This window comes from Terriglobia bacterium, assembly GCA_020072565.1.
GTDB lineage: Bacteria > Acidobacteriota > UBA6911 > UBA6911 > UBA6911 > JAFNAG01.
The window spans coordinates 149,632-170,476 of record JAIQGI010000020.1 but is presented as its reverse complement, the minus strand read 5'-3'; the positions used below and the strand labels follow the sequence as shown (position 1 = coordinate 170,476).

Genomic DNA, 20,845 nt, shown 5'->3' with positions numbered 1-20,845 from the left:
CCTCAGAGTTTCAGCCAGGAATCAACCTCAAATAATACCACACCGGGGACCGAAACCCTAGGGATTTAGGGTATTTCAGGCTGAGGCTGCATGACGGCTGAAGATCAAAAGCTGCGCTTCGTTTATGGGAGTCCCGCTGCAGAGCGATTGACGAAAGAAGTGCAGTGATGACCTCGATCCACTCCCGTCACTGCAGCTTCTGGGACAGGGAGGCCATGAAGTGGCGGATTTCATCGAGGTTTTCGCGGATGGCGCCCATTTCTCCCGGGGTCTGAGGATTTGCTCCCGCGGGAAGCCGGTCTGTGGGCCTATCGAGCTTTTCGTGCAAGGCCTGCAGTTGTGACTGTGCCTTTCGGAATTCCTCACGCAAGGCGGCGAGATTCCGGTCGAGGTCCGCGATGTTTTGCGGTCCTCCGTTGGTAGCGCCCGATACCTGCTCGAGGGTATGGGTCAATCGTTGATATTCCTGGTCCAGGCGCCGGATCTGGGAGGAGAACGATTCCAGCTTGTCGGGGATTTCTGACTGGGTCTGGAGGCTTTCGTTCACTTTGGCCGCAAGTGTGCTCAATTCGGCCTGCATCTGCTGCCGTTGTTCCGAACCGAGCCGGCCGGAGGCGGCGACTTCTTCGCGCAGCGAAATTACCTCTGTCAAAGGGGCGGCTTCAAACGCGGGCCTCGGCTGTGGCCCCTTCGTTTCCAGCAACTCCATGCGTTCGTATGCTTTGCGAACCTCAGCCTTCAGAGCGAATACCTCCTTCTCGAGTTCCACGACCTTACCGGAGTTTCCGTTGGTGGACTCTTTCCTGAAGCGCTCCGTGGCCTGTTGCAGCGATTCCAGCATGTCGCGCAGCACGAGGTGATTTTTCTTGAGCTCTCCGATTTCGGTATATCGGACGGTAACGTTTTGCAGAGCGGCTTTCAGCTCCTCAATTCCTTTGAGGGCCGTGTCCAACTGTGCGTCATTCCCCGCAGCCGCCCCTTTTGCCTGAGCCAGTAGATCGATGCGACTCTCGATTTCGAGCAGCCGTTGCTCAAGCTCGGGACGGAGCTCGAGTAGGCGCGCTTCCGGGTCCACGGCCGGCGTTTGCATACAGGACTGAAGCCGGTTTTCGACGGTTTCGAGGTGCCGGCGCACCGACTCAACGTCGATTGCGTGCACTTCCATCTTGAGCTCGGCGAATTCCTGCGCGCTGGGTGCGGGTGGGAGGTCGGCAAGCCTGGAGAGGCGCTGTTCCAGGTCTTCCTGTCGAGCCATGATCCGGGCCACGCTTTCCTGGACCGACTCATTCAAGGCGCGGATCTCGCCCTGAATTCGGCGGCGTTCAGCTTTTTCGAACTCCAGCTCTTTGAATCGTTGCTGCACGACTTGCAGATCCTGCCGGACCTCAACGAGTGCGGGCTCCTCATGATCGTGGTGCTCTTCGGAGAACGCGTTTTGGGGGTGTTGCGGTTCCTGAGTTTCGAGCGGAGCGGCAGACTCCAGGGCGCGGAGAGCCAAAAACTTGGCAAACACCACGCCGCACTTTCGGCAGTCCGTCCGCTCTTCCTGGACGAATCCGCACTTTGGGCAATTCACGATACGGACTCCAGTAGATCAGAGGTTCTTCATAGGAAACGCGTCCCTCTCTAAATCGGCTGGAATCGGCAATATCTTCACTATTAATACCGCCGAGAAATCAGGACCCCAGGACGCCGATAACCTTGTTCTCGGCGTCCTGGGCTTTGGGGACCTTAGGAATAGTCTGGAGATCCCTTTCACATGTACTGCATGATCGAATTTCGACGGCGATGCAACGGATCTACAGGCTGAGAATTCCTTATTTGCTGTGCATTCCCGCTGAAAAAACCCTCGGGATCCCTGTTACCGGTCTAAGGTCTGCCGGCGGTACCAGAGTATTCCCAGGATAGTCTTGGCGTCGGCGATTTCTCCACGTTGGATCATCTGCAGGCACTCATCCTGCGTGTAACTCTCGACGCTGATGTGTTCCCCCTCTTCGAGCCGTTGCGCGACTCGAGTCAGGCCCGACGCCAGGAAGAGGTGGATGATCTCGTTGCAGAATCCGGGCGAGGTGTGGAAGGAGAATTCGTAGCGCATATCCGCGGCCTGGTAGCCGGTTTCTTCCTCGAGCTCCCGTTTCATTGTGTCCAAGGGGGTCTGGCCGCTGTCGAGTTTGCCTGCCGGAAACTCGAAGATGTACTTCTGCAGCGGATAGCGGAACTGACGGATCAAGAGAAGCTTGCCATCGTCGAGCAGGGGAACGGCGACTACGCCTCCCGGGTGCTTGACCACCTCGCGAATTGCACTGCGTCCCGAAGGCAGACGGATGGTGTCGACCTCCAAATCTACCACTTTCCCTTGGTAGAGGACTTCGTGCCGTATTAGTGCGGTCTCCGGATTTTTTTCGCCAGCCATTTGTCTGCTCCTCAAAATTTCAACGCGGCGGGCACGGAGGCTGCGGAGAATATATCTGCCTTTCTTCGCGGCCTCCGGGATCGTGGCGTCGAAACTTTGTTTCCCGGGCTTCGTGCTACAATGCTGCGTTGTGCGCATCGAACTCCTATCCATGAGGAAGTCAGCGTGAGCGGAAAGCGCCTGGTCCTGGTCGATGGCATGTCGCACATCTACCGTGCTTACTATGCCATACCGAGGTTGAGTAACTCCAAAGGATTTCCTACCAACGCGATCTATGGTTTTACCACCATGTTGCGCAAGCTCGTCGAGGAGGAGAAGCCAGACTATATTGGGGTCGCGTTCGATCTGGAAGGTCCGACGGTGCGCCACGAAAAGTTTGAGGCTTACAAGGCTACGCGCAAGCCGATGCCTGAGGATCTGTCGCTTCAGATCCCCTATATCACGAAAGTGTGCGAGGTTTTTCGCGTACCGGTCATTTCCTATCCCGGCTATGAGGCCGACGACGTTCTGGGAACCTTGGCGCGTAAGGCAGTCGCCGCGGGCCTCAACCCGATCGTGGTAACCAGCGACAAGGACATGATGCAGCTGGTGAATGACCACATCCGCATCATGGACCCGATGAAGGACAACCAGATCCTGGATGCGCACAAGGTGGTCGAAAAGCTGGGCGTCAAGCCGGAGCAGGTGCCCGATCTGCTCGGGCTCTGGGGGGACGCTTCCGACAACATCCCCGGCGCACCGGGAATCGGGGAAAAAGGCGCGAAGGAACTAATCCAGACCTTCGGGACGCTCGAGAATACACTCAAGAACTGGGAGAAGGTCAAGAGGAAGACCTACCAGGAGAGCCTGCGCGACAACGCGGAGCTCATCCGCATCAGTCGTGAACTCGCCACCATCCACCAGGATCTCCCGCTGGAATTGGATCTCGACGCACTTGTGCTCAGCCCGCCGGATCGCAAAGCCGCATTTCAGCTGTTTGCCGAGCTCGAATTTAAATCGCTGATGATGGAGTTTCTCGATGAGCAACGGCGAGAGACGCCGAAAGCGAAATGGCTTTCGCCGGAAGACGCCGGGAAGTTCGTCAAGGACTTGGAGCATCAACCACACATATACCTGGTCTTGAAGCTGACGGAAGAAGCACTGGCACGCAAGGCGGCCGATGCGGTGTGTGTGAGCACCGGCCCGGGGGCCGTTTTCCTTCTCGACTTGAAAAATGAGGCAATCGCACGCACATGGGAGCAGGCACTGCGCAACCCTGCGCTGACCCTGGTTTGCTGGGATGCCAAGCTCTGCCGGCTCGCGCAGGAGCGCCGCGGCCTGAATATGGGGACGAATGTCGAGGACGCGATGGTCATGGCGTTCCTGACTGCCCCGCATGTGGGAGATTACACCCTCAAACACTGGGCTCTCGAGAAACTTCACATCTCGCTTCCAGGAGTGAATCTCGAGGGGTTCCTCCTTACCGAGGCGGCACGAGACGAAATTGCCCAAGCGCTGAGTCTGGAGCTGGAGGCATTGCGCCTCCTGTATGAGCTGCTCACTCCGCAAATGGAGAGCCTGGGGGTGCGCCGTCTGTACCAGGAAATCGAACTGCCGCTGATCCCGGTGCTGGCCGAGATGGAGCGCACCGGCGTGAAGGTGGACCCGAATGTGCTACGATCGCTGTCCACGGAAATGGAGGAACAGCTCACGGGCCTCACCCGCCGCATCTACGAGGCTGCCGGCGTCGAGTTCAACATCAATTCCCCGAAGCAGCTTGGCGAAATCCTCTTCGAGAAGCTTAACCTGCCCATGATGAAGAAAACCCGCAAGACGAAGGGTTACAGCACCGATCAGGCGGTGCTGGAAGAACTCGCCGAGTCGTACGAGCTCCCGCGGCTCATCCTCGAATATCGACAGTTTTCAAAACTGAAATCGACTTATGTCGATACTCTACCGGCCTTGATCAACGACGAAACCGGCAGGGTCCACACCTCCTTCAACCAGACCGGCACGGCCACCGGCCGTCTTTCCAGCTCCGATCCCAACCTGCAAAACATACCGATCCGGACAGAACTGGGGCGCCGCATCCGCGGCGCGTTTATCCCTGAGAAGGGGTACCGGCTCGTTTCCGCCGATTATTCACAGGTGGAATTGCGCGTCCTGGCAGATCTGTCGGAAGACGAGGTGCTTGTCGATGCCTTCCGGCACAATGAAGATATCCATGAGCGCACCGCCCGGGAGGTGTTCAGCGAAGCAGAAAGAGCCAACCGGGCGGAGTGCCGCCGTCGGGCCAAAGTCATCAATTTTGGTATCGTTTACGGGCTTTCAGCCTTCGGCCTGGCTCAAAGGCTTGGGATTTCGCGCGAGGATGCTCAGGCATTCATCGACGCCTACTTCACCCGTTACAAGGGGGTCCGCAACTGGCTGGATCGCACCATCGAGGAAGCGCGTCGGACGGGATTGGTCCGCACTCTTTTCGGGCGGATTCGACCCATCCCGGACATCCACAGCAAAGATTATGCAGTCCGCCAGTTTGCCGAACGGACGGCCGTCAACACCCCGATTCAAGGAACGGCGGCCGACATTATAAAAATCGCGATGATCCGGATCTGGAAGGTGTTGCATGAGAAGGAGCTTTCGTCTAGAATCTTGCTCCAGGTTCATGACGAACTCGTCCTCGAGAGCCCCGAACGGGAAGTCGAGAAAGTCCAGGAGATTGTAAGACAGGAAATGGAGAACGCGGTTTCCCTGAAGGTCCCTCTGCGCGTGGACATGGGTTTGGGTGACAGCTGGATGGAGATGAAGTAAAATCGGAGTCAGGCCCTCAAAATCGAGTTTTCTTGCATTCCTCCGCACATAGCATGCCTGGCGGTTGAGAATCGGCTTTGGAGGACCTGGAGCCCTTGAAATAATCGGGAACCGGAAACCCGGGGAATCGTGTAAGTATATGCGATCGTGGAAGCTGGGAAAGAGTGTGGAAATGGCTGAGGCGCAAGAGGAAATCCTGGAAATGGATGAGTTGGAGCTTGGCCTGCAGCAGATCGTTCCCGGCACCGACAACAGCCTGGTACGTGATTTCATCGCAGGCAACGACGCCGCCTTCACACTGCTGGTCACAAAGTACAAAGACGCTCTGACCAACTACCTGAACGTGATGATCGGCAGTTATGATGTTGCTGCGGATCTGGCGCAGGAAACTTTTTTCCGCGTTTACAGGAACATAAGCCGTTACAGCAATATATACCAGTTCTCAACCTGGCTTTACCGAATCGCTACCAACCTGGCCATTGACGAACTGCGCTACCGCAAACGGCGCGGCCAGGTGTTCTATAACAACATTTGGGACAGCAGCCGAACCAGCGACAACGAGCGGCCCGAGATGCAGATCTCTGATGTCCGGCGCGGGCCCCGGGATGAAGTACTGCGGAAGGAGAGCAGCCAGATTCTCGGCGATGCGATCCGATCCCTGCCTGAGAAATACCGCGTCGTGTTTATTATGAAAGAGGTCCAGGAGTTGCCGTACGAGACCATCGGCAAAGTTCTGAAGTGCTCGACCGGCACCATTAAATCACGCTTACACCGGGCCAGGGAACTCCTTCAGCGCAAGCTGGAGCATTACGTGTAGAATAGGAACTATGGATTGCCGCACATTTCATAGGAAATTGGAAGATTACCTGGGGGGCGGGCTGGATTTCCCGGCGCGCTTCGGGATGGAGCGGCACGCGAAGCAATGCTTCGCCTGCGAAAAGGTCGTCACGGATGCTCTCAAGCTCAGGCAGATGGCCCAGAGCCTCCGCCGGGTCGGAGCTCCCGCAGATTTCGAAGCATCGCTGCAGGCCCGGATCCGGGGCGCAAGCTCACAGCGGCGATTCTGGACACTCCGGAGCCTGTGGATTTATGGGCTGGAAGGGTGGTCCTGGAGAGTGGCAAGCGCCACGGCTTTGATCACCGTCATGATCGTCGTTGCCGCTTCCTACGTTTACTTCGGAGGCAAATTGGAGCGGCTGACAGCGCCACAGGTTGCCATGGGCACTTTGAATACCGCGCCTCTTGAAAAAGATGCCGGCCAGCCCTCATCCGAAAACAGGCTGATTTCTGATGCCGACCTGAGCTCTTCGCTTGGAAAGATCCCTCCGTTTGACGCCGGCCGGGGTAATTGGGCTAAGCCTCTCGCAGAGCCAGCCGATTCCGAGTATGTCGACGTCTTTGTCCCGATCGCGGGCGACCAAAAGCTCGTACTCCGGCTGCCGAAGACCATACGCATGCGGAATGAACAACCCTCGGGAGAATATTTCATCCGAAGCATAAGTTACTAAAGCTGACCATGTCCGCTTCCACAGTGAAATTCCCGACCAACTATTGCAGCCTGGCGCTGCTGGCAATTTCCCTTGCCTTGACCTGCTCGGCAGCACTGGCGCAGGACAGCAAACCGAAGAGCGCCGAAGAAACTCTCGTCCGCGTCAATATCACAACCGAGGTGGCTGGTTCCCCCGAATCTGCTTCGGACTTTGGAGGCAGGATCATCCCGAAAGGGCTAAGAATCGTCGAGGCATTTCCCGGCATTGTGGCGGATGACAAGGGACACGTGCTGACGTTCCTCGGGTACAGCGGGGGGAGCCTGCGCGCGCGCAATCCGCGCATCGACGTGACCGATCCCCGTGGTAAGAATTTCCCCGCGAAACTGGTCGGCATCGACCAGAGCATGAAAATCGCGGTCGTTCTCTGCCACCAGTGCGGCCTGACAAAAACACCGATCTGCGAGACCTGCGAGATCAACAAAGAGACTACTGTGATCGTTCCGGTTCTCGAAGGTCCCGTGATGTCCCAGTTTGAGAGCGCCCAACTCATCGCGGCAAGCACGAAAGGGAACGCGTCCGGCGGAGGGGGCTGGACCGTCAAGCTCAGCCGGCCTCTGAGCCTGGTGGGTTCCCCGCTCGTCGATAATCACAAGGTCGTCGGAGTGGTTGCCCACCAGGATACGCAAGATCTTCCTCCCGCCGTCACGATCCTGACTATTTTCCAGATGCTGGGATCGGCCGATAGAATCATAGCAACGCGTGGAGACATTCAATCCGGTTGGCTGGGTGTCTCTCCGGAATCCTATCCGGACTCGGGAGCCGGGGTAACGATCGCAATCGTCGAACCTGAGAGCCCGGCCGCTAAGGCCGGCATGATGCCCGGGGACGTCATCGTGAAGTGGAACGGAGCGACGATTCAGGACCAGCGCAGGCTCATTCAGATGATACAGGACACGCCGGTAAACTCGAAGGCGCTCATCGAAGTCCTGCGGCAAGGGAAGCCGGTGACAGTAGCAGCTGTGATCGGCGCGCGCAAACAGCAGGATCCCGGCGACAGAATGGTGATTGATCTGCAGGATCTGATGTCCATGCCCGGCGCCCGGATTATCGCTCGTGAGGTGCAGCTTCCCTCCGGATTCGGAATTGACACCGTACCGCTGACGCCGCAGCTGGCCGGCTATTTTCAACTGCCGGTGCAGAGCGGTCTTCTGGTTTCAAGCGTCACCAGGCAGGCGGCCTTTGACCTCGCCGGTGTGCTCGCCGGAGACATCATCCTGGGCGTTGATGGGCTGCGTGTGGGTGATCCACAGACCTTCTACGAACACATCAAGACGCGGGGCTGGGGCAGCCAGCTGATCCTGCGCATTCTGCGCAAAGGGAAGGAACTGAGCAAGACAATCCAGCTCCCGTCCCGCAAGCGTGACTGACGGGCAGGCAAAAGCAAGAGCAGCCTCGAAAAGCACGAAGCGCACGACCTTCTTGTTCCGCTTTATTCCTGTCATTCGCGGCTGCTTTTATTTTTGCTTTATTCCAACCGCCTGACTATCTTGGTACGTGGCATGTCCACTCTGTTCTTTCGCCCGGTTCTTTATATTGGCCATAAACTAAAGCGGGAGGGAGATCAATGAAAAATCCGAATCAAGGTCGGGTTTTTAGCGCCCGTTTGGTGCTGGCATCGTTGGTATTGGTGCTGGTCCCTGCTGCATTTGCACAGCGCACGCAGCTGAAGCCGGGCTGGAATCTGTTCACTCCGGCGCAGGACGTCGAAATGGGGCGCCAGGTGACTGCGGATGCTGAGCGGCAGCTCCCGATGCTTAATGACCGCAGGGTCGATGATTACCTGAATCGCCTCGGCCTCCGCCTGGCTGCCAAGGCTCCTGGAGAGAAGTATCCCTACCAATTCAAAGCCGTCAACGACATGAGCATCAATGCCTTCGCTCTTCCCGGAGGCTTCCTCTTTGTGAATCGCGGCACCATGGAAGCCGCAGACGACGAAGCCCAGCTGGCCGGCGTCATGGCGCACGAGATCGGTCATGCGGCCTTACGCCATGGCACCAATCAGGCAAGCAAGGCTTATCTCGCGCAAGTGCCTCTGGCAATTCTGGGGGGGCTGGGAGGCCGTTCGGTCGGAGCAGTGCTGGCCCAGATCGGTGCCGGCTTTGCCACCGATTCGGTGCTGTTGAAGTATTCGCGCGACGCCGAACGTCAGGCGGATCTCCTGGGGACACAGGTACTGTACGACACCCGCTATGATCCGCGCGCCATGTTGCAGTTTTTCGAAAAGCTCCAGGCCCAGGGAGGGAGCAGGATGCCGCAGTGGCTCAGCAGCCACCCGAACACTGAAAATCGGATCAGCGACATCTCTGTGGAGATCGACCGGCTCGGTGGCCCGCCGCAGGGCGCGATCGCCGATTCGGCTGAGTTCCAGGCGATCCGGAAGTATGTCAGGTCGCTGCCCCGGCCCAAAGAGGCTCCTGCAACGAAACCGCAAAGCGATGTGCAGCCGCGCGCCCAGCGCCCGCCCAAACCGTCGAATCAGCTTCGTGATTACGAGAATGATATTCTGCGGCTGCGTCATCCCGACAATTGGAGCGCGCGCGACAGCGATCAGTCGGTGATGATCGCGCCGGACAACGGCATTATCGCGGGGAGCCAGGGAGACTCGTTGGCGTATGGAATGATGATCTCCGTTTTTCCGCCACAGGCCGGGCGTTCCGGACGATTTGACCTGCAGGAGGCGACGAACCAGCTGATTGCCGGTTTGCAGCGCGAGAATCCAAACATGCGCGTGACGAAATCCAGCGCGCAGCTGCGGGTCGGCGGCGAACGCGCCCTGGCAACCACGTTGCGGAACGACTCGCCGGTCGGGGGGACCGAGACCAACTGGCTCGTGACGGTGCTGCGCCCTGAAGGTCTCGTTTATTTTGTCGGAGTCGCTCCCGAGCAGGAATACGGCGATTATCGGCGCGCCCTGGAAAACATGGTCAACTCGGCCCGGTTCATAGCAAAATGACGGGTGACTGCTAGTCCGTTTGCATGCTCGCGGTGGCCGGAGCGGCTTTACCGCCTTCGAAGGCCAGCATCTTTTTGTCGTCGAGCACTCCCTCCCAGCGCGCTACTACGGCGGTTGCGACGCAGTTTCCGGTCACGTTGGTGGCCGTGCGCCCCATATCGAGGATCTGATCGATGCCGAGCAGGAGGGCGACTCCTTCCAACGGCAGATTGAAGCTGGCAACCGTCCCGGCGAGAATCACGAGGGACGCGCGCGGCACGCCCGCGACCCCTTTGGACGTAAGCATCAGCGTGAGCATCATGGCGAGCTGCGTCTTTATATCAAGGGGAATGCCGAAGACCTGCGCGATGAAAATCGAAGCCAGCGACAGGTAAAGAGTGGCGCCATCGAGGTTGAAGCTGTAACCCGTGGGGAGAACAAATCCCACGATGTCTCGCGGGCAGCCGAAGCGTTCCATCATCTCCATGGCGGTAGGAAGTGCAGCTTCGCTCGAGGCGGTCGTAAAGGCGATGGTAAACGGCTCACGAATGGCCTTGAACAGGCGCATGAAAGGCACCCGGATCATGCTGCAAACCAGAAACAGCACTACGAACACAAAGAAGATCAAGGCCCCATAGAAGCAAAGGACCAGGCTCGCGTATCCTCTCAGCACTCCCAGTCCCTTGTCTCCGACGGTCCACGCAATCGCTGCCATCACCCCCAGTGGCGCGAATCTCATCACAAAATCGGTGAAGCGGAACATCGTCTCGGCCACCGTGTTCAGAACAGAAATGAGCGGCTGCCCCTTTTCACCAATTGCGGCCAGCGCGAGGCCGAAAAAGATGGAAAAGATGACCAACTGCAAGATGTTACCCTTCGCCATCGCGTCGACTACGCTGGTAGGGAAGACATTAATCAGGAAGTCGCTGCCGGACTCATGAGCCTGTATCAGCGTGCTGGCCGACTGGGGCGGGGCTGAGCTTCGGGTGACGCTCTGGGAGATGTATTGCCCGGGCTTGAACACGTTTACCGTTACCAGTCCGATCAAGAGAGCAACGGTCGTGGCGATCTCAAAGTAGATTATGGCTTTGAGCCCGATGCGTCCGACTTTCCTAAAATCACCTGTGCCGGCGATGCCGATGACCAATGTCGAAAAAATCAGGGGTGCGATAATCATTTTGATCATGCGCAGGAAAATATCGGCCATGGGCTTGATGGACTTGCCCCAGCCCGGCTCAAGCCAGCCGATGAAGATGCCGATCACCAGACCAATCAGAATCTGCACGGTCAAAGAGGGAAAACGCCGCCTTTTCATGCTTCTATCCTATAGGGGAAGATTAGTACCGTCTGCGCACATGACCGATGGTCGTTTCAGTCGAGCGCCCTAAGTTAGTTGTTTTTCAACGCAGTTTCAACGGAATACCCCGATACCGCGTTCGAAGGCATGACGATCGAGCGTGGTTATTGCTCTCCGTGCCGGGTAGGCAGCGTGGACTCCGAACTTACCGCTTCGGGTCATCCCTGTACGCAAAAATGAATTCCTGGACTCCATGGCGCAGGAGGAAGCAGCTGGACACATCAAACCGCGCGAGAAACCTGACCAGGTCTCTGGGCTGGTAGCGCGGGCAGGGCCGGGTTTCTCGCGTGCTCGTTTCGTAAATCATCCGTTGGGTGTCCAGGATCCTGAAGACGAAAGGTTCGGCGGGGATCTGAGGCAGGTACGAGAGCAGGGTAAAGAGCAGGGTTCCCGGCCGGCACCATCTGTCGAGGCGCCCGACGAGCGCCTCAATCTCTTCCAGATTCAGGTAGTTGAACAGATCCCAAGCCAGGATGATGTCGAAGCGCGCCTCCTCGCTGAACGGCAAGAGCTCTGCCAGAATTGTCTCTTTAGGATCATCCGGACCCGAAGCGACCCTGGCGCTGTAACTGCGGTAGAAATCCTCGATGTAAAGCCGGCACTGGAATCTGGACCAGAATTCCACATTGACGCCGAGTGCCTGTCCCAGATCGAGGATGAAATACTTGCGGTCGCCTTGCAGACGGCTCACCAGAGCGTCGAGCCCGAGCGTCTTGTACTCTGTCTGTTCGAGATGTGAATTCTGGGAGACAATCCGAGTCATTGTGATGTCAAACCGGCTAAACGCCGCGCTGCCGACGGCTAGGTGCAGCGGCCTCTTCAGGCCTCCTGCGGATTAGATCTCTTCCGTGGTTCTATCGTGTCGCTGAAACGGCGGTATCGCCGGGCTTATTTCCAGTGCCGCAGGCTGCGGAGGGGTTGTTTCGGCGGCAGCCTTGGGCGCCATGTCGATGCTGCCCTTGAAATTACAGCCGTCCTCCAGGGTCACGCGCGGGGCAAACAAGTTGCCGTGCACCCTGCATGACTGGTGCAAAATGATCTGTTCCTCCCCGCAGAGGTTGCCGTCAACCTCACCCATAACCACAATAGTGCGGCCGATGATGTCCGCATTTACGCGCCCGCTCTTGCCGACAGTGACGCTGTGCTGCTGCAATTCGATTTTTCCGTCGACCCGCCCTTCTATGAACAAATCCTCTCCGCCGGTGACGTTGCCCTTGATTTCGATCGATGCGCCGATCAGGGCGCGCTCTCTTGCAGGTTGCGGCTGGGTGCGTGTCAGGGGTGCCGGCGACGGCTGAAACTGGGCCGGGGCTGCGGCCTCTTCAGAATCGGACTTTTTCCATATCATTTTGTGCTCCTTGCCAATGTGAGCGAGGGTGACTCATTTTTAGGCTAAGGACCGGAATAAGTCAAGCTTACCCCCCAGACAGACGCAGCTGAAAGTCCGCTTCCGGAGCCGGCGGCGTTTCCATCTCTGCACCCTGGCCGACATCACGCTGGCCGCTGCTCGCTGCTCACTGTGCTAACATTTCTGGTGCAGGAGCGCAGGAGAGGAGAATTGATGAAAATCATTGCATCGATTGTGATCCTCGCGATTGTGCTCGTCATTGCGTTTCTTTTTTTCATCTACCTGGGGATCTACAATGTGAGCGCCATTGAACCGCACAGCAGGCCAATACGTTGGGTCATGAGCACTACCATGGACAACTCAGTTCGCCGGCATGCGGCAGGAATTTCGGCTCCGCCTCTCACTGACGCGGATATGGTGCGCAGGGGCGCGGGTTACTACCAGACGTCCTGTGCCACTTGCCATGGCGCTCCAGGCGTGGCGCGCGCGACTTTCGCCAAAGGCCTGAATCCAGCGCCACCCAGTCTTGCTGGGGCCGTGTCGGACTGGACGCCGGCAGAACTCTTTTGGATCGTCAAGAACGGAGTCAGAATGACCGGCATGCCGGCGTTTGCCCCGGCATACGACGAAGCACAGCTTTGGGCGCTGATTGCCTTTCTGCAGCGACTGCCCGCACTCTCCCCCCAGGATTACCAGACGCTCGTCAAAGGGATCGGTGCCGGACCACAGTAAGCTCTTTAAAATACAGCAAATCAATCAGATTCCGGCTGAAGGGGCCCTCGATCTTATCCCGCTAGAGCCGCTTCGGAGAGTGCGCCCAGATCCTGTCCGCTGAGCAGCTTGTCATCGTTTGCCAAGCCGATCTGCCTTTGGTCAGCTTCCGGTCGCAGCGAGGCAGCACCGCTGTGGGGGCCCCCTTGACGGCACAGGCCAGCCTGCCGTCGCGCTCGAATATCACCGACATCCTCTTACGCCCGCTGTCCACTTCGGCCTCATCAAGTCCTGAATTGCCAATTGCCTGCAAGTGGGCACACAGATCCGCCGCAGCCAAGGAATGCCATGCCGGCTCCGGCTGGTTCTGCCCAGTGGTGTGTCGCTCAAGCATCGGTCCGACCTACTGTCCAGCCTCCGTACCTAAGACCGGTGCACCGGGAGAGGTTGCCAGCATACTCGAATTGACGTTTGGCGGCTGAAGATTGACGACTTATTGTGCCACCCTCCGAAAACAGCTTCTTAAAAACCAGGAAGAGCCCCGCATGGCACGAGTTTCGAGTGCCTGAATCCGCGACATCCTTGCCATGCGGGGCTGCCCTTCCCGGCGTCCTCGCGCGGCGTTATAATCTATTGAAAGGCACCTTCAGAATATCCCTGAGGCGCCGGGATGGGAAGAATCGGTTATGGCCAAAATCAAAGATCCTGCGATCATCATTGATGCCGGCAGGGCGGAGAGCCCGCAGGTTCCCGTGGACGAAGAAGTCGAAGAAGAATTCCACGAGGCCGAACAGCGGGGCCGGTGCAATGAACTGGCGCGCAAGCTGCATGAACACACCGACAAGCAACCTGAGATCTCCGGCGGCGACCCGGATGCTGCGTGGGACCAGGCGGATGCGGGGGATGAGACGGTCGGCGGCGACAATCCTACGCCGAATCAGGACATTGTTGATGAACTCGGGCTGGCCGCGGGGATCGTCTACGAAGATTCTGAACCTCTCCATACCGCGGAAAAGCTGGAGCAGCGGGACAAGAAACGCTGGGAACTTGATCCGGCCTCGTCGGAGGACTACCCCGAGCGCAATCTCCGGCCGGCCCAGAGCCTCCCAAGATCGCCCAGAAGAAGGAAGCGCTGAAGGCACTTGCTTTTACAGGGCGGCCTGCCGAGCCTGCCATCGTCGAATCCTCGCGTTCCAGGATTTTCTCCTCCCCTACCTAGGGAATGACCTAGTTTTTTCCTTCCCAAAGCAATTGATAGACTCCACCCGATTTTGATCAGCCGCTTGGACCGCGTCGGGATTCGGCGCAGGCACGGGCTGCAAACGGGATGGAAAGATCGAATCAGTTACAGAGCGTGGAAACGAAGGTCGGTGAGGTCTTATGAAATGCCAACGATGTAGTGGACTGATGTATCCCTTTGAATTGCGCGATCGGCGAGCACAGGGCCGAGCTGCTGGACTGGTATGTCTTCTGTGCGGTGAAATCGTCGATCCCGTCATCGCAGGAAATCGCTCGAGATCTCCGGAGATGCTCCAACCGGTAAGATCTGCCCGTCGTCGAAGCAGGTTGCGTCGCGTTTTCGTGCGCTGACCCGCCTCACGCTGCTCGCAGGGCCGGGAGTTCCAGCGCGGCCATGCCTAAACCGCCAGGACTCAAAGAAGCCCGGAATTGCTCCGGCGGGCGCTCCCTTGAGTCCTGGAACCACGGTCGCTATCCTCTCATGTGCTAGGCCTCGCCCGCTTTGGCGCTTTCGATACCTGCGGGCCTGCGCCCCGTGACTTGTGCATCACAAACCGCGAGTGCCGTGGTGTTCACAATATCGCTGACATCGTTCCCCGGAATCAACAGGTAGACCGGCTTACGGATACCCATGAGCATGGGACCGATTGCGGTTGCGCCTCCGAGGTGCGCCAGCAGTTTGTATGCGATATTTGCCGAAGTGAGATCGGGGCAGATCAACACGTTGGCCGGCTCCTTCAGGGTGCTGAAGGGGTACACTTCCTGAATGATTTCCGGCGCCACGGCCGTGTCGGCCTGCATCTCGCCGTCAATCATCAATTCGGGTGCCGCTTTCTTGACCAGTTCCACTGCGCGCGTCACTTTCTCAGCCAGCGGATGCTTGGTGCCGCCGAAGTTGCTGAAGGACAACATGGCGATCCTGGGCTCGATGTCGAACTGCCGGACTCTTTCAGCCGTCAGGAGAGCGATCTCTGCCAGGTCCTCGGCGCCGGGTTCGATGTTTACCGTGGCATCACCGATAAAAACGGTCCGATGCTTGAAGATCATCATGTACAGCCCTGCAACCTTGCGGACCCCTTCCTTTTTGCCGATGATCTGGAGCGCAGGCCTCAGGGTGTCCGGGTAGTGCTGAGTGAGCCCCGAAATCAACCCGTCTGCTTCGCCGCTCTGAATCATCATCATGCCGAAGACGTTATGGTTCTTCACCCTGCGCTCGGCGCTGTAAGGGGTCACTCCTTTTCGCTGACGCTCCCGATAAAAGGTTGCGACGTATTCCGCCAGCTTCGGCGACGTTGTGGGATCAATCAGCTCCGCGCCCTTCAGATCCAGGCCCAGTTCCGCGATGTGATGCTGGATAGCCGCGATGTTCCCGAGCAGAATGGGCTGAGCGATCTTGTCGTCGATGATGATCTGTGCGGCTCGCAGGATCTTCTCTTCCTCGCCCTCCGGGAACACGATGCGCTTTGGAGCGGATTGCGCCTTATGAATGAAGACCCGCATCACCTCGCGTGACTTGCCCAACCTGGCTTCGAGGGCGTCCTTATAAGCTTCGAAGTCCGAGATGGGCTGGCGCGCCACGCCCGACTCCATGGCAGCCCGGGCGACCGCCGGCGCTTCCCACAGCAGGACTCGGGGATCGAACGGCTTGGGAATGATGTACTCGCGTCCGAAGCCCAGCTTCTTACCGCCGTAGGCGCGGATCACGGAATCCGGCACGTCCTGCTTTGCGAGATTTGCCAGTGCCATGCAGGCGGCGATCTTCATTTCGTCGTTTATGGCCCTGGCGCGCACATCGAGTGCGCCCCGGAAAATGAAAGGAAATCCGAGAACATTGTTGACCTGGTTGGGAAAATCGGAGCGTCCGGTGGCCATGATGACATCGGGCCGGGCAGCGAGAGCATCGTTGTAGGTGATCTCGGGATCAGGATTAGCCATGGCAAAGACGATCGGGTTGTCGGCCATGGAGCGCACCATTTCCTGGCTTACGACGCCCTTGGCGGATACGCCGCAGAAGACGTCGGCACCTTTCATGGCATCTGCCAGGGTCCGCGCTTTCGTGGATCTGGCGAAATACTGTTTGTATGGAGACATCCCTTCCGTCCGGCCCTCAAAGACCACGCCTTTGGTGTCGACGAGAAGAATGTTCTCCTTCTTTGCTCCCAGGCGTTCGTAAAGCTTGGCGCAGGCGATGCCGGCTGCGCCGGCGCCCGAGAAGACGACGCGCACGTTCTCGATTTTCTTGCCCACGAGTTCGAGGGCATTGAGCAGCGCCGCACCGCTGATGATGGCTGTGCCGTGCTGGTCGTCGTGAAAAACCGGTATGTTCATCCGGGCCTTGAGCGTCTCTTCGATGTAGAAGCACTCGGGAGCCTTGATGTCCTCCAGGTTGATGCCGCCGAAAGTCGGTTCCAGCAGCATGACCGCTTTGATGATGTCGTCGGAATCCAGGGAATTCAATTCGATATCGAAGACGTCGACATCCGCGAAGCGCTTGAATAGCACCCCCTTGCCTTCCATGACGGGCTTGCCGGCGAGCGGGCCGATATTGCCGAGGCCGAGCACCGCGGTACCGTTGGTGACGACCGCAACCAGGTTGCCCTTGGCAGTATAACGATAGGCATCTTCGGGGTTGGCCTCGATCTCGAGGCACGGCTCGGCGACTCCGGGCGTGTAGGCAAGGGAGAGATCGCGTTGAGTCTGGCAGGGTTTGGTCGCGATCACCTCGATTTTGCCGCGTCTTCCTTCTGAATGGTAATCCAGTGCGTCTTGCTTACGGATCATGGGATCCTCCTCGGATAGAGCGTTTCTTCGAGCACAGTCTTACTTAGTTTTGAGGCCGGATCGGTCAGCGCTGCGACCCTCCGAACTGCGGAGTTATTTTGCCATTTCAAATTACTAGATCCGGTCCCCTTATTCAATAAGAAGACCTCCAACCTGGACCGCGGCAAATCCATGGAATCTGCGGCAGAGGTTTTGATAAACTTACTTATTTGGTTTGACCATGCTAGAGAAGATCGTGGTGCGCGGCGCGCGCCAACACAACCTCAAGGACATCGACCTCGAAATTCCGCGGCAGAAGCTGACGGTAGTTACCGGCCTTTCCGGTTCGGGCAAGTCCAGCCTGGCATTCGACACGATTTATGCAGAAGGGCAGCGCCGCTACATCGAATCGCTCTCGGCCTTCGCGCGCCAGTTCCTCGAACAGATGGAGAAGCCGGATGTTGACAGTGTGGAAGGGCTGTCTCCGGCAATCAGCATCGAGCAAAAGACCACGAGCCGCAGCCCGCGTTCGACCGTCGGCACTGTCACGGAGATCTACGACTACATGCGTCTGCTGTTCGCCTCCATCGGCAAACCACACTGTCATCTCTGTGGACGTCCGATAACGCACCAGACCCTGGATAAGATCGTTGACTCGATCCTGACCTACCCGAACGAAACACGCGTCATGATTCTCGCGCCGGTGGTGCGGGGTAGAAAAGGCGAGTTCAGAAAACTCTTCGAGAAGTACCTGAAGAAAGGGTATGTCAGGGTCAGAGTGGATGGCCGCATCTATGATCTTGATGAAGAGATTCAGCTTCCAAAAACCCGGGCCCACACGGTCGAAGTCGTGGTCGACCGGATTCTGATCAGATCCGGCATCCGCCGCCGGCTCGAGCTTTCCGTCAAGGCGGCCATGGATTTGGCCGAGGGGCTGGTGGCGGTGGCAGCCCTCGACCTGGAGGAAAAGCTGTTTTCGGAGCGACAGGCCTGCATCGATTGCGGGGTGAACATTCCCACGCTGGAACCACGCTCTTTCTCCTTCAACTCCAAGTACGGCGCCTGTCCGGAATGCGATGGAATGGGCATTAAAATGGTGCTCAACCCGGAAAAAGTCATTCCCGATGCGAGCGTTCCCATCTCGGCAATTCAATTCCCCGTTGAGAACAGGAGGGTCGCCGGCTTTTTGCGCGAGGCGCTTCTCACAGTTGCCAGGAATTTCAAGGCCGACAGTGCGACCCCGTTTGCGCAGCTGCCGGGCAATGCCCGGGAGGTCTATTTTTACGGCAGCACGGAACCACTGACCTTTGCTTATGACGACTATCACTATTCCGCCACGTTTCGCGGCATCGCGCGGTGGCTGGAGGAATTGCGTTCCGACGAGGAAGATACCCGCCTCCAGGAGGAAGTGGGTCTGTTGTTTTCGGCCCAGGCCTGTCCCGCATGCGGCGGAGCCCGGTTACGCCCCGAAAGCAGGGCCGTCAAGCTGGATGGGATGGGGATCGATGATTTCTCCCGCTTGCCGCTGGGCAAGGCTCTCCAGGCGTTTCGTCAACTCACACTGACTGCGCGCGAGCATAAGATCGCCGGACAAGTCTTGAAGGAGATCAAAGAGCGGCTCGAGTTCCTCCTGAATGTGGGTGTCGCCTATCTTTCGCTGGACCGCCCGGTCTCGACGCTCTCCGGGGGAGAGGGGCAACGCATCCGGCTGGCCACTCAGATCGGGTCGAAGCTGAGAGGAGTGCTCTATGTTCTGGATGAGCCCTCGATCGGATTGCACGCGCGCGACAACAGGCGCCTCCTCGATACACTGACCGAATTGAGAGACATGGGCAACACGATCATAGTGGTGGAACACGACGAGGAGACAATCCGAAGTGCCGACCATATTGTCGATCTGGGACCGGGAGCCGGGAATGCCGGGGGTAGGGTGGTCGTGGCGGGAACGCTGGACCAGGTCCAGCGGCAGCCGGATTCGCTTACCGGCAAGTACCTGAGCGGCGAATTGCGCATCGAGTACTCCCGGATCCGCCGGATTGGCAACGGCAAGCGGTTGGTGCTGAAGGGCGCCCGGCACAACAACCTGCAGAATCTCACCGTCGAGTTTCCACTCGGGCTGTTCCTCTGCGTAACCGGCGTCTCCGGCTCGGGCAAGTCTTCGCTTGTGGACGATATTCTATATCGGGCGCTTTCCCGCAAGCTCCATCACGCGCTTTTCGATCCCGGGGAGCATGATGAAATTCTGGGCCTGGAACACCTCGACAAAGTGATCGAGATCGACCAGTCTCCCATCGGCCGGACCCCACGCTCCAACCCTGCAACCTACACCGGATTGTTCACCCACATCCGGGAACTGTTTGCATTGCTTCCCGAATCCCGCATGCGCGGGTACAAACCCGGCCGCTTCAGCTTCAATGTTCAAGGGGGCCGGTGCGAGACTTGCCAGGGTGAAGGGTTGCGCCGAATCGAGATGAGCTTCCTGCCCGAGGTGCACGTGCTCTGCGAGACCTGCCACGGCAAGCGCTATAACCGCGAGACTCTGACGGTCAAATACAAGGGATATTCGATCGCCGATCTGCTGGAGATGAACATCAGCGACGCCTACCCGCTGCTCGAGAACATTCCGGCGATTGCCCAGAAACTGCAGACGCTCAACAGCGTGGGTTTGGGCTATGTTCAGTTGGGCCAGGCAGCGACGACGCTCTCAGGTGGCGAAGCGCAAAGGGTCAAGCTGGCGCGCGAGCTCAGCCGCCGTGCCACAGGCAAAACCCTCTATATCCTGGACGAGCCCACCACGGGGTTGCACTTTCACGATGTCAAGAAACTGCTCGACATACTCAACAGCCTGGTGGAACTCGGGAACACCGTGATCGTGATCGAGCACAACCTCGATGTCATCAAGATGGCCGACTGGGTCATCGACCTCGGCCCCGAAGGGGGCGAAGGCGGAGGCAGGATCGTTGCCCTCGGCTCTCCCGAGGACGTCGCCAAGGTCAAGCACTCTGCCACGGGCCAGGCCCTCCGCACTGTTCTCAAAAAGCAGTGATGAGTGATGAGAAAGGGCTGTTGCACGTCCCGGCAGCCAAAGCCGCACTCGTGACGCATCACTCATGACACATCACTGAATTAGGTCTTGACTTGGATAAGGCCGGTGGCCGATCTTGGAGGCCATGATTGAGAGCATCCGGAACGCTGTCTCCGAAAGCCTGCGGCTGAAACAATCGTTTTTCACCGCCAACGAAGAAAAGATCGCCGCGGTGGCGCGCGAGATTTGCCGGATTCTGGAAAACGGCAACAAAGTGCTGCTGTTCGGCAACGGCGGGAGCGCCGCCGACGCCCAGCACATCGCCTGCGAATGGGTGGGCAGATTCAGCCGCGAGCGCCGCCCTCTGGCCGCCGTTGCTCTGACGACGGACACTTCCATCCTGACCGCCGTGAGCAACGACTACGGGTACGAGGAGGTCTTTGCGCGCCAAATCCGGGCTCTCGGGAAGCCGGGTGACGCCTCCATCGGCATCTCGACCAGCGGCAATTCGCCGAATGTGTGCCTGGCCAACGAGGCGGCTCGGGAGATGGGTCTGATTACCGTGGGCTTCACAGGCTGTGACGGCGGGAAGCTCGGCGCCGCGGTTCAATACCACCTCCACGTGCCGCACCGGGCATCGGCGCGGGTGCAGGAGGTCCATATCATGATCGGGCACATCCTGTGCGCGCTGATTGATGAGAATCTGAAAGGTCTGTAAAC

The 20,845-nt window shown here is 58.3% G+C and carries 16 protein-coding genes; 9 read left to right on the top strand and 7 right to left on the bottom strand.

Annotated features, from left to right (window positions below; genetic code table 11):
- Positions 1-187 precede the first annotated feature (187 nt).
- Both LAP85_14415 and LAP85_14410 read right to left on the bottom strand, forming a co-directional pair.
- On the bottom strand, positions 188-1,576 hold the full coding sequence (locus tag LAP85_14415; GenBank protein MBZ5497593.1) for a hypothetical protein: 1,389 nt from the start codon (positions 1,574-1,576) through the stop codon (positions 188-190).
- Between the two features lie 285 nt (positions 1,577-1,861).
- Complete coding sequence (locus LAP85_14410) at positions 1,862-2,413, bottom strand: NUDIX hydrolase (GenBank protein ID MBZ5497592.1); 552 nt, start codon at positions 2,411-2,413, stop codon at positions 1,862-1,864.
- A 165-nt stretch (positions 2,414-2,578) separates the two neighbouring features.
- Here LAP85_14410 and polA point away from each other — a divergent pair, with 165 nt between their 5' ends.
- The 5 genes from polA (at position 2,579) to LAP85_14385 (ending at position 9,706) form a co-directional block, all read left to right on the top strand.
- The gene (polA, locus tag LAP85_14405) at positions 2,579-5,203 is read left to right on the top strand and encodes a DNA polymerase I (GenBank protein MBZ5497591.1); all 2,625 of its coding nucleotides are present in this window, start codon (positions 2,579-2,581) and stop codon (positions 5,201-5,203) included.
- Between the two features lie 172 nt (positions 5,204-5,375).
- Positions 5,376-6,020, top strand: a complete 645-nt coding sequence (locus LAP85_14400) for a sigma-70 family RNA polymerase sigma factor (GenBank protein ID MBZ5497590.1) — start codon at positions 5,376-5,378, stop codon at positions 6,018-6,020.
- A gap of 10 nt (positions 6,021-6,030) precedes the next feature.
- Positions 6,031-6,711: a zf-HC2 domain-containing protein gene (locus LAP85_14395; protein MBZ5497589.1), complete on the top strand. Its 681-nt coding sequence runs from the start codon at positions 6,031-6,033 to the stop codon at positions 6,709-6,711.
- 8 nt (positions 6,712-6,719) lie between these two features.
- Positions 6,720-8,120 (top strand): PDZ domain-containing protein, encoded by a 1,401-nt coding sequence (locus tag LAP85_14390; protein MBZ5497588.1) that lies wholly within the window; start codon positions 6,720-6,722, stop codon positions 8,118-8,120.
- 197 nt (positions 8,121-8,317) lie between these two features.
- Positions 8,318-9,706 carry a M48 family metalloprotease gene (locus LAP85_14385; GenBank protein ID MBZ5497587.1) on the top strand — a complete coding sequence of 463 codons (1,389 nt, stop codon included), beginning with the start codon at positions 8,318-8,320 and terminating at the stop codon, positions 9,704-9,706.
- A gap of 10 nt (positions 9,707-9,716) precedes the next feature.
- Here the strand turns inward: LAP85_14385 and LAP85_14380 are convergent, their stop codons facing one another.
- The 3 genes from LAP85_14380 to LAP85_14370 form a co-directional block, all read right to left on the bottom strand.
- The gene (locus LAP85_14380) at positions 9,717-11,000 is read right to left on the bottom strand and encodes a cation:dicarboxylase symporter family transporter (GenBank protein ID MBZ5497586.1); all 1,284 of its coding nucleotides are present in this window, start codon (positions 10,998-11,000) and stop codon (positions 9,717-9,719) included.
- Between the two features lie 187 nt (positions 11,001-11,187).
- Positions 11,188-11,805 (bottom strand): class I SAM-dependent methyltransferase, encoded by a 618-nt coding sequence (locus LAP85_14375; GenBank protein MBZ5497585.1) that lies wholly within the window; start codon positions 11,803-11,805, stop codon positions 11,188-11,190.
- 72 nt (positions 11,806-11,877) lie between these two features.
- Positions 11,878-12,390 (bottom strand): polymer-forming cytoskeletal protein, encoded by a 513-nt coding sequence (locus tag LAP85_14370; GenBank protein ID MBZ5497584.1) that lies wholly within the window; start codon positions 12,388-12,390, stop codon positions 11,878-11,880.
- Between the two features lie 213 nt (positions 12,391-12,603).
- On the opposite strand from LAP85_14370, the gene LAP85_14365 reads away from it, so the two are divergent.
- On the top strand, positions 12,604-13,122 hold the full coding sequence (locus tag LAP85_14365; GenBank protein ID MBZ5497583.1) for a cytochrome c: 519 nt from the start codon (positions 12,604-12,606) through the stop codon (positions 13,120-13,122).
- Between the two features lie 61 nt (positions 13,123-13,183).
- Here LAP85_14365 and LAP85_14360 read toward each other — a convergent pair whose 3' ends face one another.
- The gene (locus LAP85_14360) at positions 13,184-13,495 is read right to left on the bottom strand and encodes a hypothetical protein (protein MBZ5497582.1); all 312 of its coding nucleotides are present in this window, start codon (positions 13,493-13,495) and stop codon (positions 13,184-13,186) included.
- A 292-nt stretch (positions 13,496-13,787) separates the two neighbouring features.
- Between LAP85_14360 and LAP85_14355 the strand changes: the two genes are divergently transcribed.
- Positions 13,788-14,237: a DUF6335 family protein gene (locus LAP85_14355; protein MBZ5497581.1), complete on the top strand. Its 450-nt coding sequence runs from the start codon at positions 13,788-13,790 to the stop codon at positions 14,235-14,237.
- A 589-nt stretch (positions 14,238-14,826) separates the two neighbouring features.
- On the opposite strand, the gene LAP85_14350 is transcribed toward LAP85_14355, so the two are convergent.
- A complete protein-coding gene (locus LAP85_14350) occupies positions 14,827-17,121 on the bottom strand; it encodes an NADP-dependent malic enzyme (GenBank protein ID MBZ5497580.1) in 2,295 nt (764 codons plus the stop codon).
- 220 nt (positions 17,122-17,341) lie between these two features.
- Between LAP85_14350 and uvrA the strand changes: the two genes are divergently transcribed.
- Positions 17,342-20,146, top strand: a complete 2,805-nt coding sequence (gene uvrA, locus LAP85_14345) for an excinuclease ABC subunit UvrA (GenBank protein ID MBZ5497579.1) — start codon at positions 17,342-17,344, stop codon at positions 20,144-20,146.
- A gap of 124 nt (positions 20,147-20,270) precedes the next feature.
- Complete coding sequence (locus LAP85_14340; GenBank protein ID MBZ5497578.1) at positions 20,271-20,843, top strand: D-sedoheptulose 7-phosphate isomerase; 573 nt, start codon at positions 20,271-20,273, stop codon at positions 20,841-20,843.
- Positions 20,844-20,845 lie beyond the last annotated feature (2 nt).

Coding starts and splice junctions, on each gene's coding strand:
- LAP85_14370 (MBZ5497584.1), bottom strand. CDS start 12,390: ATGATATGGAAAAAGTCCGATTCTGAAGAGGCCGCAGCCCCGGCCCAG.
- LAP85_14340 (MBZ5497578.1), top strand. CDS start 20,271: ATGATTGAGAGCATCCGGAACGCTGTCTCCGAAAGCCTGCGGCTGAAA.
- LAP85_14375 (MBZ5497585.1), bottom strand. CDS start 11,805: ATGACTCGGATTGTCTCCCAGAATTCACATCTCGAACAGACAGAGTAC.
- LAP85_14350 (MBZ5497580.1), bottom strand. CDS start 17,121: ATGATCCGTAAGCAAGACGCACTGGATTACCATTCAGAAGGAAGACGC.
- LAP85_14365 (MBZ5497583.1), top strand. CDS start 12,604: ATGAAAATCATTGCATCGATTGTGATCCTCGCGATTGTGCTCGTCATT.
- LAP85_14390 (MBZ5497588.1), top strand. CDS start 6,720: ATGTCCGCTTCCACAGTGAAATTCCCGACCAACTATTGCAGCCTGGCG.
- uvrA (MBZ5497579.1), top strand. CDS start 17,342: ATGCTAGAGAAGATCGTGGTGCGCGGCGCGCGCCAACACAACCTCAAG.
- LAP85_14385 (MBZ5497587.1), top strand. CDS start 8,318: ATGAAAAATCCGAATCAAGGTCGGGTTTTTAGCGCCCGTTTGGTGCTG.
- LAP85_14360 (MBZ5497582.1), bottom strand. CDS start 13,495: ATGCTTGAGCGACACACCACTGGGCAGAACCAGCCGGAGCCGGCATGG.
- LAP85_14395 (MBZ5497589.1), top strand. CDS start 6,031: ATGGATTGCCGCACATTTCATAGGAAATTGGAAGATTACCTGGGGGGC.
- LAP85_14380 (MBZ5497586.1), bottom strand. CDS start 11,000: ATGAAAAGGCGGCGTTTTCCCTCTTTGACCGTGCAGATTCTGATTGGT.
- LAP85_14410 (MBZ5497592.1), bottom strand. CDS start 2,413: ATGGCTGGCGAAAAAAATCCGGAGACCGCACTAATACGGCACGAAGTC.
- LAP85_14400 (MBZ5497590.1), top strand. CDS start 5,376: ATGGCTGAGGCGCAAGAGGAAATCCTGGAAATGGATGAGTTGGAGCTT.
- LAP85_14355 (MBZ5497581.1), top strand. CDS start 13,788: ATGGCCAAAATCAAAGATCCTGCGATCATCATTGATGCCGGCAGGGCG.